The sequence below is a fragment of the Stenotrophomonas sp. CASM106 genome (genome assembly GCF_049384825.1).
In the GTDB taxonomy this organism is placed as follows: Bacteria; Pseudomonadota; Gammaproteobacteria; order Xanthomonadales; family Xanthomonadaceae; genus Stenotrophomonas; species Stenotrophomonas muris.
The window spans coordinates 604,791-620,316 of the sequence record NZ_JBMRFS010000001.1 but is presented as its reverse complement, the minus strand read 5'-3'; the positions used below and the strand labels follow the sequence as shown (position 1 = coordinate 620,316).

The 15,526-nt window shown below is 68.7% G+C and carries 15 protein-coding genes; 8 read left to right on the top strand and 7 right to left on the bottom strand.

The genetic code is table 11. The annotated features are described in order from the left end of the window. The first annotated feature begins 79 nt into the window (after positions 1-79). Positions 80-1,840: a DUF4105 domain-containing protein gene (locus tag VG556_RS02895; RefSeq protein ID WP_100449962.1), complete on the top strand. Its 1,761-nt coding sequence runs from the start codon at positions 80-82 to the stop codon at positions 1,838-1,840. Here the strand turns inward: VG556_RS02895 and VG556_RS02890 are convergent. Beyond that, complete coding sequence (locus tag VG556_RS02890) at positions 1,818-2,894, bottom strand: ATP-binding protein (RefSeq protein WP_100449963.1); 1,077 nt, start codon at positions 2,892-2,894, stop codon at positions 1,818-1,820. The genes VG556_RS02895 and VG556_RS02890 overlap by 23 nt on opposite strands. After that, positions 2,894-3,610, bottom strand: a complete 717-nt coding sequence (locus tag VG556_RS02885) for a response regulator (RefSeq protein ID WP_014646978.1) — start codon at positions 3,608-3,610, stop codon at positions 2,894-2,896. Before VG556_RS02885 ends, VG556_RS02890 begins: the two co-directional genes overlap by 1 nt. A gap of 129 nt (positions 3,611-3,739) precedes the next feature. Between VG556_RS02885 and VG556_RS02880 the strand changes: the two genes are divergently transcribed. The 4 genes from VG556_RS02880 (at position 3,740) to VG556_RS02865 (ending at position 9,232) form a co-directional block, all read left to right on the top strand. Continuing rightward, positions 3,740-4,888 carry an efflux RND transporter periplasmic adaptor subunit gene (locus VG556_RS02880; protein WP_100449964.1) on the top strand — a complete coding sequence of 383 codons (1,149 nt, stop codon included), beginning with the start codon at positions 3,740-3,742 and terminating at the stop codon, positions 4,886-4,888. A gap of 36 nt (positions 4,889-4,924) precedes the next feature. Next, positions 4,925-8,074: a multidrug efflux RND transporter permease subunit gene (locus VG556_RS02875; protein ID WP_100449965.1), complete on the top strand. Its 3,150-nt coding sequence runs from the start codon at positions 4,925-4,927 to the stop codon at positions 8,072-8,074. Then, positions 8,055-8,447 (top strand): nuclear transport factor 2 family protein, encoded by a 393-nt coding sequence (locus VG556_RS02870; protein ID WP_049408771.1) that lies wholly within the window; start codon positions 8,055-8,057, stop codon positions 8,445-8,447. The genes VG556_RS02875 and VG556_RS02870 overlap by 20 nt, the downstream gene beginning before the upstream one ends. Positions 8,448-8,530: 83 nt before the next feature. Continuing rightward, positions 8,531-9,232: a COG3650 family protein gene (locus VG556_RS02865; protein WP_111144305.1), complete on the top strand. Its 702-nt coding sequence runs from the start codon at positions 8,531-8,533 to the stop codon at positions 9,230-9,232. Positions 9,233-9,351: 119 nt separating this feature from the next. Here the strand turns inward: VG556_RS02865 and yeiP are convergent, their stop codons facing one another. The 5 genes from yeiP to VG556_RS02840 form a co-directional block, all read right to left on the bottom strand. Then, positions 9,352-9,918: an elongation factor P-like protein YeiP gene (gene yeiP / locus VG556_RS02860; RefSeq protein ID WP_005409468.1), complete on the bottom strand. Its 567-nt coding sequence runs from the start codon at positions 9,916-9,918 to the stop codon at positions 9,352-9,354. Positions 9,919-9,967: 49 nt separating this feature from the next. After that, positions 9,968-10,738, bottom strand: coding sequence for an SDR family oxidoreductase (locus tag VG556_RS02855; RefSeq protein WP_014646983.1), 771 nt, complete (start codon positions 10,736-10,738; stop codon positions 9,968-9,970). A gap of 101 nt (positions 10,739-10,839) precedes the next feature. Further along, entirely contained in the window at positions 10,840-11,736 is an 897-nt protein-coding gene (locus VG556_RS02850) for a hydroxymethylglutaryl-CoA lyase (protein WP_049440083.1), read from the bottom strand. Then, positions 11,733-12,134 carry a VOC family protein gene (locus VG556_RS02845; protein WP_014646985.1) on the bottom strand — a complete coding sequence of 134 codons (402 nt, stop codon included), beginning with the start codon at positions 12,132-12,134 and terminating at the stop codon, positions 11,733-11,735. Before VG556_RS02845 ends, VG556_RS02850 begins: the two co-directional genes overlap by 4 nt. Before the next feature lie 2 nt (positions 12,135-12,136). Beyond that, the gene (locus VG556_RS02840; RefSeq protein ID WP_100449967.1) at positions 12,137-12,925 is read right to left on the bottom strand and encodes an enoyl-CoA hydratase/isomerase family protein; all 789 of its coding nucleotides are present in this window, start codon (positions 12,923-12,925) and stop codon (positions 12,137-12,139) included. Between the two features lie 119 nt (positions 12,926-13,044). Between VG556_RS02840 and VG556_RS02835 the strand changes: the two genes are divergently transcribed. The 3 genes from VG556_RS02835 to VG556_RS02825 are packed head-to-tail and all read left to right on the top strand — an operon-like array spanning position 13,045 to position 15,406. Further along, on the top strand, positions 13,045-13,299 hold the full coding sequence (locus tag VG556_RS02835) for a FeoA family protein (RefSeq protein ID WP_005416370.1): 255 nt from the start codon (positions 13,045-13,047) through the stop codon (positions 13,297-13,299). Beyond that, the gene (feoB, locus tag VG556_RS02830; protein ID WP_100449968.1) at positions 13,296-15,161 is read left to right on the top strand and encodes a ferrous iron transporter B; all 1,866 of its coding nucleotides are present in this window, start codon (positions 13,296-13,298) and stop codon (positions 15,159-15,161) included. Before VG556_RS02835 ends, feoB begins: the two co-directional genes overlap by 4 nt. After that, positions 15,161-15,406, top strand: coding sequence for a DUF6587 family protein (locus VG556_RS02825; protein ID WP_032959473.1), 246 nt, complete (start codon positions 15,161-15,163; stop codon positions 15,404-15,406). The genes feoB and VG556_RS02825 overlap by 1 nt, the downstream gene beginning before the upstream one ends. The last annotated feature ends 120 nt before the right edge of the window (positions 15,407-15,526 follow it).

The window sequence follows — 15,526 nt, the reverse complement described above, 5'->3', positions numbered from 1 at the left end:
GCGCACCCGGATCGCAACAGCAGCCGAGCAAGGCTCGGCTCTACGGAAGCACAACGGGCGGTGCGGGTGGATCGCCGCATTGGCATGGCTGCTCATCCCTTCCGTCCACGCGGCTGATCGGCTGCAGCTCGATCCCTCCGGTCTCGATCCGGCGCAGCAGCAGCTCGCCAGCCAGACCCTGGCCGACGTGCAGTCCCTGCTGCCGGAAGGCCTGCTGCGCGTTTTGCCGGCTCAGGTGCAGGTGCGCTGGAGTGATGACCTTCCCGCCGAGGTGCACGGGCGCGCTTTCGCCGGCCGCATTACGTTGCGCCGCACCCTGCTGGATGACGGCATGCCCGGCAACCGCCGTGCGCGCCGCAGTGCGCTGGTGCATGAACTGACCCACGTCGCCGACCGTGGCGGTGCGAACTGGTCGCAGAGCGTGCGATGGCGTGACCTTGCGGGCTGGCAGCGCAAGCCCTGGCACCTCGGCCGGGGCGACAACGATTTCCGTGATCGCAGCCCGGATGTCTATGAACTGACGAACCCGGCCGAGTACCTGGCCGTGAATGCCGAGCATTTCGTCCTCGACGGCGAGTTCGCCTGCCGGCGGCCCGCATTGGCGCAGTGGTACCAGGCGCATTTCGGAACGCCACCGTCGCTGCCACAGCCGCGGTGCGCCACGACGCTGCCCCTGCTGCAGGCCGAATCGGAGGAGGGCGCTGCATCGCTGCTGCAGCTCGACCCGGCGCGCGTCTACGCGGTGGACTACCTGTTCGCCGAAGGCAGTGCGCAGCCGATGAGTCGCTGGGGCCACAGCATGCTGCGGCTGGTGGTCTGCAAGCCGGGCCGCGTACCTGGGCCGGACTGCCGCCTGGACCTGGAGTACCACCGCGTGCTGTCGTTCCGCGCGTTCGTGGGCGACGTGCAGATATCCAACTGGCGTGGCCTGACCGGCGGCTATCCGTCGCGGCTGTTCGTGCTGCCCCTGCAGCAGGTGGTGGACGAGTACACCAAGGTCGAGCTGCGCGGGCTGCAGTCGCTGCCGCTGCAGCTGGGCCGCAGCGAAATCGCCAGCCTGCTCGAGCGCACCGCGCAGGTGCACTGGAGCTATGACGGGCGCTATTACTTCGTCAGCAACAACTGCGCGGTGGAAACCGCCAAGCTGCTGCAGGCCGGGGTGCCGCGCCTTGGCGAGGCGGGCCTGGCCCAACTGAGCCCGCGCGGCCTGAAGCGGCGACTGGTGCGGCTGGACGTGCTCGACGAGAGGGTACTGGCGGACCGCACTGCAGCGCAGGCGCAGGGCTACTACTTCGCCTCGGCGCGCGACCATTACCAGCAGTTGTTCGCAGTGGCCGCGGCCCAGCTGGCCTTGCCCGCTCGTGATGTGCGCGGCTGGTTGAAGCTGCCTGCACAGCAACGCGCACCGTGGCTGCTGCAGGGTGACCTGCGTGCCAGCGCCGGCCTGTTGCTGCTGGAACAGGCCGCGCAGCGGCGCGCCGAGCTGCGCGCACGCGATGTGCTCAAGCGGCAGCTGCTGGCCGCACCGGACAGCGCTGAAACGCGCAGCCTGCGCGGGTTGCTGGAACAGAGCGGGCAGTGGCTGCGCCCGGGGACGCTGCTGCAGGATGACGGCTATGGATTGCCTCTGGGCGACGAGCAGGCGCTGCTGTCCGCGGCCGTGGCCACTGCCAGTGCGCAGGCGGTCCCGGCGTGGCAGGCATTGCGCGTCCAGCTGCGCCAGCAGCTGCCGATCCGCCAACGCGAGGAAATGGATGCGATCGACGCCAATCTGGCCGCACTCGGTGCACACCTGCGTACGCAGGCAGCCCGCCCGGCTACTGGCGCGGCAGTTCGATGACGAAGCGGCTGCCGCCGGCGCTGCCCGGGCTGCAGTAGACGCGGCCACCGTGCGCGTCGGCGATGGCCTTGACCACCGCCAGGCCGAGCCCGCTGCCGCCGCCCTGGCGCGAGCGCGAACCGTCGCCACGCATGAACGGGGTGAAGATATCCGCATGCAGTTCCGGGTCGATGCCCGGACCCTCGTCTTCGATCGCCACCTGCACGTGGCCGGGCGTGTCATGCACTGCAATCCGCACCTTGCCCGGGCTGGCATAGCGCCGCGCGTTCTCCAGCAGCGCCAGCAATGCCTGGCGCAGGCGGGTCGGGTCGCAGTGCGCGTTGTGTTCCTCGCGGCTGGTTTCCAGCTCCAGCACGAAGCCGGCGGCGCGGAACTGCGGATCGACCAGGGTCATCACCGAATGCACCTCGGCCACCACGTCGGTGCGCGCGCGACGCACGTCCAGCCGCGCGTTGTCGGACAGGCTCAGCACGCGCAGGTCCTCGATCAGCCGTGACAGCCCTTCGACCTGGGCCAGCAGGCTGCGGAACTGCGACTCGTCTGGCTGGAACACACCCTCTGCCAGCCCCTGCAGGCGGCCACGCAGGATCGTCACCGGCGTGCGCAGCTCATGGGCGATGGCCGCGTGCCACATCGCGCGCTCGCTCTCCATGTGCTGCAGGCGGCGCGCCATCGCATTGAAGTCCTCGACCAGGGTCGCCACTTCGCCCGGCGAATTTTCCTCGACGCTGGCGCGTGCACCCAGGTCGCCGCCCGCGAGCGCACGCACGCTGTCCACCAGTGAATTCAGCGGCGACAGGATGCGGTGGGCGAGGCGGAACGAGGCGGCGATGGCCAGCGCCAGCCCGGTCAGGATCACGCCCACCATCCATGCCAGTTCCGGGCCGGTCGGCAGCCAGCTTTCCGGCTCCTCGGCACTGCCGGGGAAGAACTCGACCAGCACCGCGTACAGCAGCCACGATGACAGGATCATCATCACGATGACGCCGATCACCATCAGCGACATCGAAACGATGATGTGGCGGCTCAGCCCGGAGCGGCGCAGGGAGGGCATCAGCGATCGGCCATCAGCCGGTAGCCGACGCCACGCACGCTGGCTGGGACGTTGACCATGCCCACTTCATCCAGCTTGCGGCGCAGCTTGCTGACATGGCTGTCGACGGTGCGCTCCAGTGCTTCGCTTTCCGGCAGGCATTCGTGCATCAGCTCGCTGCGGCTGAAGATGCGCGTCGGCGCCAGCGCCATGCAGTGCAGCAGCTTGAACTCGGTGAGGGTGAGCAGCACTTCGTGGCTGTAGCCTTCGCCCTCCACGTGCACCGCGTGGGTGGCCGAGTCGATCAGCAGCGGGCCGACGCGCAACGCGGTGGGTGCGTCCACGCGCGCGGCGCGCAGCGTGCGCCGCAGTACGGCGCGCACGCGCGCGGCCACCTCGGCCGGGTTGAAGGGCTTGACCACGTAGTCATCAGCGCCCATCCGCAGCGCGGTCAGCTTGTCCAGGTCCTGGTCCAGTGCGGTCAGCATGATCACCGGCGTCTCGCCGCGCTGGCGCAGCTGGGTCAGCACGCTCCAGCCGTCCAGGCGCGGCAGCTGCACATCGAGCAGGACCAGGTCGGGCCGGGCGCTGCGGTGCAGGTCCAGTGCGCTGTGGCCATCGGCGGCGCGCAGCGTGCGCAGTCCTTCGCGTTCCAGGTAGGCGCAGAGAATGTCAGCGATCTCGGCCTCATCCTCGACGATCAGGACGAGGGCGGCGAGGGCAGGGGAGGCATGCATGCAGGGGCGGGGCCGTAAGGTGCTTGCCTCCATCGTATCTCCACAGTTCCTCCATCGAAACCCCATCATCGCCACGCAGACTGCGCGCTTCAGAACCTATCCGCCGCCTGCGCGGCATTGTGCACAGCAATGAGAACCTTCAGGACTCCGGTCGCGTTGATCGCGGCCCTCGCCTTGGCCATGACGGCCTGCTCCACTCCCGAAGCCACCCCCGAGGCGGCGCCGCGCGTCAGCGTGATCAGCGTCGGCCCGCAGGTGGTGCAACGTGACGACGAACTGCCAGGCCGCGTCGCGGCGGTGCGCACCGCGCAGATCCGCGCACAGGTGGGCGGCATCGTGCAGCGGCGCCTGTTCGACCAGGGGGCGGAAGTCAGGGCAGGCCAGGCCTTGTTCCAGATTGACCCGGCAGCGTTCCGGGCCGACGTCGATTCGGCGCTGGCCGCACTGCAGCGCAGTGAGGCGGCGTTGGGCCGCAGTCGCGTGCAGTCGCAGCGCCTGCACGCCCTGGCTGCCGCGCAGGCGGTCAGCCAGCAGCATCGGGACGACGCCAGCGCCGAGTACGAGCAGGCACGCGCGGCAGTGAATGAAGCGCGCGCGATCCTGTCCCGTCGCCAGCTCGACCTGCGCTATGCCACGGTCAGCGCACCGATTGCCGGTCGTATCGATCAGGCATTGGTGACCGAAGGTGCGCTGGTCGGCGTGGCCGATGCCGAGCCGATGGCCGTGGTACAGCAGATCGACCAGGTCTACGTGGATGTGCGCCAGCCGGCGGCGCAGCTGGAGTCGCTGCAGCGCAGTGCGGCCGGCGGCGACAAGCTGCCGGTGACCATCATCGGTGCCGCCGGCAAGCCGCTGCCCGAGCGTGGCCAGCTGCTGTTCTCCGGTATCAATGTCGATGCACGGACGGGTGATGTGATCCTGCGCATCCTGGTGGACAACCCGCGGCGGCAGCTGCTGCCCGGCATGTATGTGCGCGCGAGGGTGCCGCGGGGTGCCCCGGCCAGCGCGATGACCGTGCCACAGCAGGCGGTGCTGCGCAGCGCCGGTGGCCAGGCCTATGCCTGGGTGATAGGCGCCGACGGCAGGGCGGTGATCCGCACGCTGGAGGTGGACGGCAGCGTCGATCGCCAGTGGCTGGTGCGCGCGGGCCTGAAGGCCGGCGAGAAAGTGGTGGTCGAGGGCCAGGAGCGCCTGCAGGAAGGCGTGGTGGTCGATGCGCGCGACTGGCAGAAGCCGGTCGCCAGCGCCGGTGCGGTGCAGGCCGGCAGCAAGGGCTGAGCCTTTCCCGGGACAGCCCCTCCAGGAAAATCCAACATGGCACGTTTCTTCATCGATCGCCCGGTGTTCGCCTGGGTGCTGGCGATCTTCATCATCCTGGCCGGCGCGCTGGCGATTCCGCGCCTGGCCGTGGAGCGCTATCCGGCGGTCGCGCCGCCCAGCGTCAGCATCTATGCCAGCTACCCGGGTGCGAGCCCGCAGACGTTGAACGATGCGGTGGTCGGCCTGATCGAGCGCGAGCTGTCCAGCGTCAAGCATCTGCTTTACTTCGAATCGTCGGTGGACACCTCCGGCGAAGCCTCGATCACCGCCACCTTCAAGCCCGGCACCAATCCGGAACTGGCCCAGGTGGACGTGCAGAACCGGATCAAGGCGATCGAGCCGCGCCTTCCGCGCAGCGTGCGGCAGAACGGCCTGTTCGTGGAGGCCGCCGATTCCGGCTTCCTGATGCTGGTCGGCCTGCGTTCGCCGGATGCCAGCGTCAGCGAGGCCGCGCTGGGCGATTTCATGGCGCGCAACATCATCGAAGAGCTGCGCCGCATCGATGGCGTCGGTCGCGTGCAGTTGTTCGGTGCCGAGCAGGCGATGCGCGTGTGGCTGGACCCGACCCGGTTGACCGGCTACGGCCTGACCATGGGCGATGTGGCCACTGCCATCGAGCAGCAGAACCTGGAGATCTCGCCGGGGCGCATCGGTGATTCGCCGGGTGTTCCAGGCCAGCGCATCACCGTGCCGCTCAGCGCCGACGGCCAGTTGTCCACGCCGGAACAGTTCGCGGCGATCGTACTGCGCGCCGGGGCCGACGGTTCACGGGTGGTGCTGGGTGATGTCGCCCGCGTCGAACTGGGCGCGCAGAGCTATGCCTGGGGCACCCGCGAGGATGGCCATCCGGCCACCGCCGCCGGGGTGCAGCTGCGGCCGGGCGCGAATGCGGTGCGCACGGCGTCGGCGGTCCGTGAGCGCATGGCGGAACTGGCGCCGCTGTTGCCGCGCGGCGTGGAGGCGAGCATCCCGTTCGACACCGCGCCGTTCGTGAAGATCTCGATCCAGAAGGTGGTGCAGACGCTGCTGGAGGCGATGCTGCTGGTGTTCGCGGTGATGTACCTGTTCCTGCAGAACTGGCGCTACACGCTGATTCCTGCGCTGGTCGCACCGATCGCGCTGCTCGGTACCTTCGCGGTGATGCTGGCGCTGGGCTTCTCGATCAACGTGCTGACCATGTTCGGCATGGTGCTGGCGATCGGCATCATCGTCGACGACGCGATCGTGGTGGTCGAGGGCGTGGAGCGGATCATGGCCGAGGAGGGCCTGCCGCCGCGCGAGGCGACCATCAAGGCGATGCGCGAGCTGACCGGCGCGGTGATCGGCATCACCCTGGTGCTGACCGCAGTGTTCATTCCGATGGCCTTGGCCAGCGGCTCGGTGGGCGCGATCTACCGCCAGTTCACCGTGGCGATGGCGGTGTCGATCCTGTTCTCGGCGCTGCTGGCACTGAGCCTGACACCGGCGCTGTGCGCCACCCTGCTGCGCCCGAACACCCACGGCCATCATGGTCGTGGCGGGCTGTTCGGCGCCTTCAATCGTGGCTTCGAGGCGTTGACCGGGCGCTACCAGCGTGGCGTGGCCTCCGCGCTGCAGCGAAGCGGCCGGGTGATGGGCGTGTTCGCCGCGCTGGTGGCGGCGCTGCTGCTGGGCCTGCACTGGCTGCCGGGCGCGTTCCTGCCGGATGAGGACCAGGGCTATTTCATGACCTCGATCCAGCTGCCGGCCGAAGCCACCGCCGAACGCACGCTGGCGGTGGTCGAAGCCTACGAACGGCACGTGGCCTCGCGCCCGGGCATCGGCTCCAACCAGTCGATCCTCGGTTACAGCTTCTCCGGTTCCGGCCCGAGCGCGGCGCTGACCTACACCATGCTGAAGGACTGGGGTGAGCGTGCTGGCGCCACCGCGGCCGGCGAGGTGGAGGCCGCGCAGCAGGCGATGGCCACGGTTGCCGAGGGTGAGGTGATGAGCGTGATGCCGCCGGCGATCGACAGCCTGGGCCGTTCGTCCGGGTTCTCGCTGGCCCTGCAGGCGCGTACCGGGCAGAGCCAGGCCGAGCTGCGCGCAGCCCTGCAGCAGCTGCTGAAGCTGGCCGAGGCCAGTCCGCTGCTGTCGGAGGTGCATGCCGATGGCCTGCCGGCAGGTATCAGCGTGCGGCTGGACATTGATCGTGCCAAGGCCGAGGCGATGGGCGTGGGCTTCGAGCACATCAGCAGCACGCTGTCAGCGGCGATGGGCTCGCAGTACGTCAATGATTTCCCCAACAAGGGCCGGTTGCAGCAGGTGATCCTGCAGGCCGACGCGCCGCATCGCATGGAATTGGAGGACGTGCTGAAACTGTACGTGCGCAACAGCGAGGGCGGCATGGTGGCGTTGTCGGAACTGGTGACCCCGAACTGGACCGAGGCGCCGCTGCAGCTGCAGCGCTACCTCGGCTTCCCGGCGTTGAATCTGTCCGGCGCACCGGCCTCCGGCGTGTCGACCGGCCAGGCCATGGCGGAGATGGAGCGGTTGGCCGGGAAGCTGCCGTCCGGTTTTGCCCTGCAGTGGACCAGCCAGTCGCTGCAGGAGCGTGAGTCGGGGGCGCAGGCGCCGTGGCTGCTGTTGTTGTCGATGCTGGTGGTGTTCCTGGTGCTGGCGGCGCTGTACGAGAGCTGGTCGATTCCGCTGGCGGTGATGCTGGTGGTGCCACTCGGCCTGCTCGGTGCGGTCGCCGCGGTGCTGTTGCGTGGCATGCCCAACGATGTGTTCTTCAAGGTCGGCATGATCACCGTGATCGGGCTGTCTGCGAAGAACGCGATCCTCATTGTCGAGTTCGCGCGGCAGCTGCAGCAGCAGGGGCGCGGCCTGGTCGAGGCGGCATTGGAGGCAGCCAGGCTGCGCCTGCGCCCGATCGTGATGACCTCTCTGGCATTCGCGCTGGGCGTGGTGCCGCTGATGCTGGCGCAGGGCGCGTCGAAGGAAACCCAGCAGGCGATTGGAACCGGTGTGTTCGGCGGGATGGTCAGTGCGACCGTGCTGGCCGTGTTCTTCGTGCCGGTCTTCTATGTAGTGGTGCAGGGCGCGCGGCAGTGGATCGCGCAGCGCCTGCGCAGGCGCCGGCCGATGCCGGGAGGAACCGTGGATGGAACGGAACATCGTTGAAGATCTGCATGAGCAACAGTTGATGGCGCTGGAGCAGCGCCTGTGCGCGGCGCTGCTGGAAAATGACCACGATGCGTTGAACGCGCTGGTATCGCCGGCCTTGTTCATGATGGAAGGCCACGGCGGCCGCATGCTCGATCTGCCATGGCTGGGCGATTGGCTGGCCGGCAGCCTGCAGGTGCGAAGCCTGCAGCTGCACGCGGTGGAGACGCTGCTGTGTGGCCGCCTGGCGTTGCTGTCCAGCGACGTGCGGTTGTCCGTGTGGCGGCAGGGCCGGGAGCGTGAAGTGAAGCTGCGCCTGCTGCGGGTCTGGACCTGCAGTTCCGGCGGCAGCGGTGCGCAGCTGTTGTCGATGGCGGTACTGGCCGCGTGAGTACGGTCAGGCCGCTTTCAGGCCGCGCTCACCGGCAGGTGGTAGGGTCGAAGGTCTCTGTAGTGTCGACAAGGAGTCGAGCCATGCGTGTAGTTCCCAGTCTGTTGGCAGCCTCGCTCGGGTTGGTGCTGGCCGCGTGCCAGCCGGCCCAGGCACCCGCTGCGGGCGGCACCGATGCCGCGCCGCCGGCGGCGCCCGAACCGGCTGCCAGCACCAGCGCCGGTACCGGCAGCCAGACCACGTACCAGTGTGGTGATCTGAGCGTGCGCGCGACCTTCAATGGCGAGGATGCGGCCACGGTGGTGATCGGCGAACGTACCTTCGCCATGACCTCCGAACGTGCGGCGTCGGGTGCCAAGTACGGTGATGGCCAGGGCAACAGCTTCTGGACCAAGGGCAGCGATGACGGCCTGTTGAGCCTGAAGGGCGAGGCGGACCGCGAGTGCCATGCGGTCGAAGCGACCGAAGGCGATGGCAGCGCGGGCACGGCCGCGTTCCGCGCCACGGGCAACGAGCCGGGCTGGTTGGCGGTCGTCGATGGCGACGCGCCGGGCCTCCAGGTTGAAGTTGACTATGGCGAGCGTCGCTTGGACGTCGCCACGCCCACCGAAGGTGCTGACGGTTGGAGTGGCAAGGCGTCCGACGGTACCGACGTCAAGCTCAGCTTCCAGCGCACCACCTGCCAGGACGACATGAGCGGCGAGGCGTTCGATGCCAAGGTGAACCTGACCATCGGCACCCGCCAGTATCACGGCTGCGGCAACTTTGGCGCGAAGCAGCCGTAAGCCTTCTGTAGAGCCGAGCCCACGCTCGGCTCTACACGATCGCTACATCCGATGCGCTGCCCGCTGCCTGCGGCGAGCACGCCGCAAGCAGGGACAGGCAGCCGATCAGCGCAAGGCGCTTAGTCGGCACGGCCGGCGAATTCGCCGGTGGCGGTGTTCACCAGCACGCGTTCGCCGTTGACGATGTATTCCGGCACCATGATCTCGATGCCGGTGTTGAGCTTGGCCGGCTTCGGGCGCTTGGTGGCAGTGCCGCCCTTCAGTTCCGGCGGGGTCTCGATCACTTCCAGCACCACCGAGGCCGGCAGCTGGATCGCCACCGGCTGCTCGTCGATCACCTGCACGTAGATGCCGGTCAGGCCGTCGGTGATGTAGCCAGCGTCATCGCCGATCACGTCCGCGTCCAGGGTGTAGGGGGTGTAGTCCTCGTCATCGAGGAACACGAAGGCATCGCCGTCCTTGTACGAATAGGTGGACTGGCGGCGCAGCAGTTCGACCTCGACCAGGTTGTCGTCGGCATCGAAGCTGGCGTCGAGCTTGTTGCCGCCCGGCACGCTGTACATGATGAAGCGGAAGCGGACGTTGCCGCCGCGACCCTGCGGCGAGCTGCGCTCGATGTCGCGGATCTGGTACACGCCGTTGTTGTACTCGACGACGTTGCCCTTCTTGATGTCGTTGGCTTTCATGGTGATCTAGGTCGTTGGGGGAGGGCGCCGTCCCGGCGCCCGGGGGGAATCACTTCGGAGCGAGGCGGGTAGCGCCGTCCAGGCGGATGGTCTCGCCGTTGAGGTAGGTGTTGCCGAGGATGAAGCCGACCAGGCTGGCGAAGTCTTCCGGCTTGCCCAGGCGCGACGGGAACGGGATCGAGGCGGCCAGCGACTGCTGCACGGCTTCGGGCATGCCATCGACCATCGGCGTCCAGAACACGCCAGGAGCAATCGTATTGACGCGGATGCCGAAGCGCGACAGCTCGCGCGCCATCGGCAGCGTCATCGACACCACGCCGCCCTTGCTGGCCGCATACGCGGCCTGGCCGATCTGTCCTTCATAGGCAGCGATGCTGGCGGTGTTGATGATCACGCCGCGCTCGCCGTCTTCGCCGGCGTCGTTGTGCTGCATGCGGTTGGCCGCGGCCTTGGCGACGTTGAAGCTGCCGACCAGGTTGACCATCACCGTGCCCTGGAAGCCGGCCAGCGGCATCGGGCCTTCCTTGCCGAGCACGCGACCGGCGCCGAGGATGCCGGCGCAGTTCATCGCCACGTTCAGGCCGCCGAGGAAATCGTGGGCCTGGTCGATGGCTGCAGCCACGGCCGCCTCATCGCTGACATTGACATTGAAATAGCGGGCCTTGTCGGCACCCAGCCCGGCAACGGCAGCTGCACCCTTGTCGTCGTTGAGGTCGAACAGAGCCACCTTGCCGCCCTGGGCGACGAGGTGCTGGGCCACGGCCAGGCCGAGGCCGGAGACGCCGCCAGTGATCACGGCACGTACGGAAGACAGCTGCATTGCACGGTCCTGCAGGTTCGAGAACCGCCGATTCTAACGGAAGCGGTGACCGTCGCCGTTGTGCGCTGCGCCGCCCGAGCGGGAGCGGCGCAGCGGGGTGCTCAGCCGGTCGCTGCGAGCGCCTGGCCGGTGCGGCTGGCGGTGGCGCGGCCGAGCAGGCCGGCCAGCCAGCGGCCGGTCTCGGCCAGTGCCGGCAGGTCCACGCCACTGTCCAGGCCCAGGCCCTGCAGCAGGTAGACCACGTCCTCGCTGGCGACGTTGCCGCTGGCCCCCTTCGCGTACGGGCAGCCACCGGCGCCCGAGACTGCACTGTCGACCACGCGCACGCCTGCTTCCAGGCAGGTGGCGATGTTGGCGATGGCCTGGCCGTAGGTGTCGTGGAAGTGCACGGCCAAGGCTTCCATCGGGATCTCGGCAGCGACCGCCTGCAGCATCGCCCGTGCCTTGCGTGGGGTGCCGACGCCGATGGTGTCGCCCAGCGAGATTTCGTAACAGCCCATCTGGTGCAGCGCGCGCGCCACCCGCACCACGTCGGCCAGCGGCACCTCGCCCTGGTAGGGGCAGCCGAGCACGGTGGAGACGTAGCCGCGCACGCGCACGCCATCGGCGGCGGCGCGGCGCAGGATCGGCTCGAACCGGGCCAGCGATTCGTCGATGCCGGCATTGGTGTTGGTGCGGTTGAAGGCCTCGGACGCAGCGGTGAACACCGCCACTTCCTCCACGCCCACCGCGCGGGCGCGGTCGTAGCCCTGTTCGTTCGGCACCAGTACCGGGTAGTGGATGCCCGGCCGGCGCTGGATGCCAGCGTAGACCTCGGCGGCATCGGCCAGCTGCGGAATCCACTTCGGGCTGACGAAACTGGTCGCCTCGATGCTGCGCAGGCCGGTGGCCGACAAGCGGTTGATCAGTTCGATCTTGTCGGCGGTGGACACCGATTGCTTTTCGTTCTGAAGGCCGTCACGCGGGCCGACCTCGACGATGCGGACGTAGTCGCTCATGCAGCCACCTCACCGATGGGGCGATGGCAGACCGCTTCGATGTTGTTGCCGTCCGGGTCGAGCACGAAGGCGGCGTAGTAATCCGGGTGGTACCACGGGCGCAGGCCCGGCGCGCCGTTGTCGCGGCCACCGGCGGCGAGGGCGGCGGCGTGGAAGGCGTCCACCTGCGCGCGGCTGGCGCAGGCGAAGGCCACGTGCACGCCGTGGCTGGCGGTGCCGCCATTGCCGAGCCAGAAGAACGGCTTGCCGTCGCTGCCGAAGCCGATGTGGTCGTGGTCGCCGGTCTGTTCGGCGCTCACTTCCATCACCACGCCGATCTGCAGCGGCGCCAGCGCCTGCAGGAAGAAGGTCTTGCTGCGCGCCAGGTCGGCGCTGGTCAAACCAAGATGATCGAGCATGTTCAGGCTTCCGTGACCCAATGGGGGGCGCGCTTGTCGAGGAAGGCACCCAGGCCTTCCTGGCCTTCGGCGGACACCCGCAGGCGCGCGATCAGAGCGGCATTGTCCCGATCCAGCGCATCGCGGTCATCGCTGTCGCGGACCTGCCGGACCAGCTGCTTGGCGGTGGACGAGGCGATCGGGCCGGCCTTGTCGAGCAGGGCCAGCTGGCGCTCCAGCGCTTCGTCCAGGCGCTCGGGCTCGACCAGCTGGTGGACCAGGCCGATGCGCAGTGCGGTATCGGCGTCGAAGTGCTCGCCGGTGGCGAACCAGCGCCGCGCCTGGCGCGGGCCGATGGCCTCGATCACGTAAGGCGAGATCACCGCCGGCAGCAGGCCAAGGCGGCTTTCGGTCAGGCCGAAGCGGGCCGAGGTGCTGGCGATGGCAATGTCGCAGCAGGCAACCAGGCCGACGCCGCCACCGAAGGCCGCGCCGTGGACCCGGGCCAGGGTCGGCTTGGGCAGCTCGTCCAGGGTGCGCATCAGCCGTGCCAGTGCCAGCGAGTCCTCGCGGTTGTCGGCTTCGCTGGCCGCCGCCATGCCGCGCATCCACTGCATGTCGGCACCGGCCGAGAAGGAGGCGCCGTGACCGGCCACCACCACGGCCCGGACCGAATCATCGCGGCCGGCGGCTTCCAGCGCGGCGGTCAGCCGGGCGATCAGGCTGGCGTCAAAGGCGTTGTGCAGCTCCGGCCGGTTCAGCCAGAGGGTGAGGACGGCGCCACGGCGCTCGATCTGCAAAGCATCGTTCATGGGATTCCAGGGTCACTCCATACCTGTATGGATCATAGCGGGCCATTGGTCATGGGCCATGACGCGACGCGGGAATGTTAGAATCGAGAACCATTTACATCCAGCAGAGAACACGCTAGATGACGCTGTCCGAACTGCCGCTGCACACCTCGGCCGTGGTCGAGTCCGTGCAGGACCTGCATGCCAACGATGCCATTGCCCGTCGCCTGCGCGAGCTGGGTTTCGTGAACGGCGAGGAAGTGCGCCTGGTGGCCAAGGGCCCGGTGGGCGGCGAGCCGCTGCTGGTGCAGGTCGGGTTCACCCGGTTCGCGCTGCGGATCAGTGAAGCCAAGCGGGTCGTGGTCGACGCCGCCAGCCAGGAACGACGTGCATGACCGCAATCGCTGCCACCGCCCCCCTGCGCATCGCGCTGGTCGGTAACCCCAACAGCGGCAAGACCGCGCTGTTCAACCAGCTGACCGGCAGCCGGCAGAAGGTCGCCAACTACACCGGCGTCACCGTCGAGCGCAAGGAGGGCCGCCTGCGCGCGCCGTCCGGCCGTGAATTCGCCGTGCTCGACCTGCCGGGCGCCTACAGCCTGCATCCGGCCAGCCTGGACGAGGCAATCACCCGTGACCTGTGCCGGGGCTTCTACCCGGGCGAGGCCGCGCCGGACGTGCTGCTGTGCGTGATCGACGCCACCAACCTGCGCCTGCACCTGCGCTTCGCGCTGGAACTGCGCGAGCTGGGCAAGCCGATGGTGGTGGCCCTGAACATGGTCGATGCGGCCCAGCGCCGCGGCATCCAGGTGGATGTGGCCGCGCTGGAGCGCGAACTGGGCGTGCCGGTGGTGGAGACCGTGGCGGTGCGCAAGCAGGGCGCCAAGGCCCTGGTCGAGCGCCTGGACGAGATGGTGCCGCACCTGGATGCACCGGTGCCGGGCCCGGAAAGTGGCATCGATTACCACGCCAAGGTGCGCGGGATCCTGTCAGTCGCCGTGCGCATGCCAGCACGGACCGCGAAGATCGACGACGCGCTGGACCGCTGGCTGCTGCACCCGGTGTTCGGCCTGGTCAGCCTGGCGATGGTGATGTTCCTGATCTTCCAGGCGGTGTACGCCTGGGCGACGCCGCTGATGGACGGCATCGAGGCTGGCTTCGCCTGGCTCGGCACCTTTGTTGGCAGCGTGCTGCCGGAAGGCCCGCTGGCCAGCCTGCTGACCGACGGCATCATCGCAGGCGTCGGCGGCGTGGTGGTGTTCCTGCCGCAGATCCTGATCCTGTTCTTCTTCATCCTGGTGCTGGAGGAGTCCGGCTACCTGCCGCGTGCGGCGTTCCTGCTCGACCGCATGATGGCGGCCGCCGGCCTGTCCGGCCGCTCGTTCATCCCGCTGCTGTCCAGCTTCGCCTGCGCGGTGCCGGGCATCATGTCCACGCGCAGCATCCAGGACCCGCGTGACCGCTTGGCCACGATCCTGGTGGCGCCGCTGATGACCTGCTCGGCGCGCCTGCCGGTGTACGCGCTGCTGATCGGTGCGTTCATTCCGCAGAAGACGGTGTGGGGCGTGTTCAACCAGCAGGGCCTGGTGCTGTTCGGCCTGTATGCGGCGGGCATTCTCAGCGCGCTGGCGATGTCGTGGATCATGAAGAAGTGGCGTCGCGACAAGAGCGAGCACCCGCTGATGCTGGAGCTGCCGTCGTACCGCCTGCCGCATGTGCGCGACCTGGCGGTGGGGCTGTACGAGCGCGGCATGATCTTCCTCAAGCGCGTCGGCGGCATCATCCTGGCGCTGACCATCCTGCTGTGGGTGCTGCTGTCGTTCCCGGCGGCACCGGCCGACGCCACGATGCCAGCCATCGACTACAGCTACGCCGGCCAGATCGGCCATGCGATGGCGGTGTTCTTCGCGCCGCTGGGCTTCAACTGGCAGATCTGCATCGCGCTGATCCCGGGCCTGGCCGCGCGCGAGGTGGCGGTGTCTTCGCTGGCCACCGTGTATGCGCTGTCGGCCGCCGATGACGATGCCGCCAGCCAGGCGCTGACCCCGCTGATCAGCGATGGCTGGTCGCTGGCGACCGCGCTGTCGCTGCTGGTCTGGTACATCTACGCCCCGATGTGCATCTCGACGCTGGCCACCATCAAGCGCGAGACCAATTCGTGGAAGCAGATGGGCTTTGCCGCGTTCTACCTGTTCGCAGCGGCTTATGTGGCCGCACTGATCACCTACCAGGTGACCAGGGCGCTGGGAGGCGGCTGATGGATACCGGCCTGCTGATCCAGTACCTGATCATCGCGGTGGCTGTGCTGGTCAGTGCCTGGGTGGTGCTGAAGAAGCAGTTCCCGGGCACCGTGCGCACGCTGCGCGGTGCGTTGGCGTTGGCCCTGTTGAAGCCGGGCCGCGCCGCCTGGCTGCAGGCGCTGGGGCGGAAGATCGCGCCGCCGGCAACGGGCGGTGGTGGTGCCTGTGGCGGTTGCGACAGCTGCGGGCCGACCAAGAAGTAGCGTCGAGCCATGCTCGACGGCGGCCGGCCGGTGGGTGCGAACCTTCAGCCGGTGGTGCGGGCCTTCGCCCTGTGGGTGCGAACCTTCGCCCTGTGGGTGCGAACCTTGGTTCGCACGCTC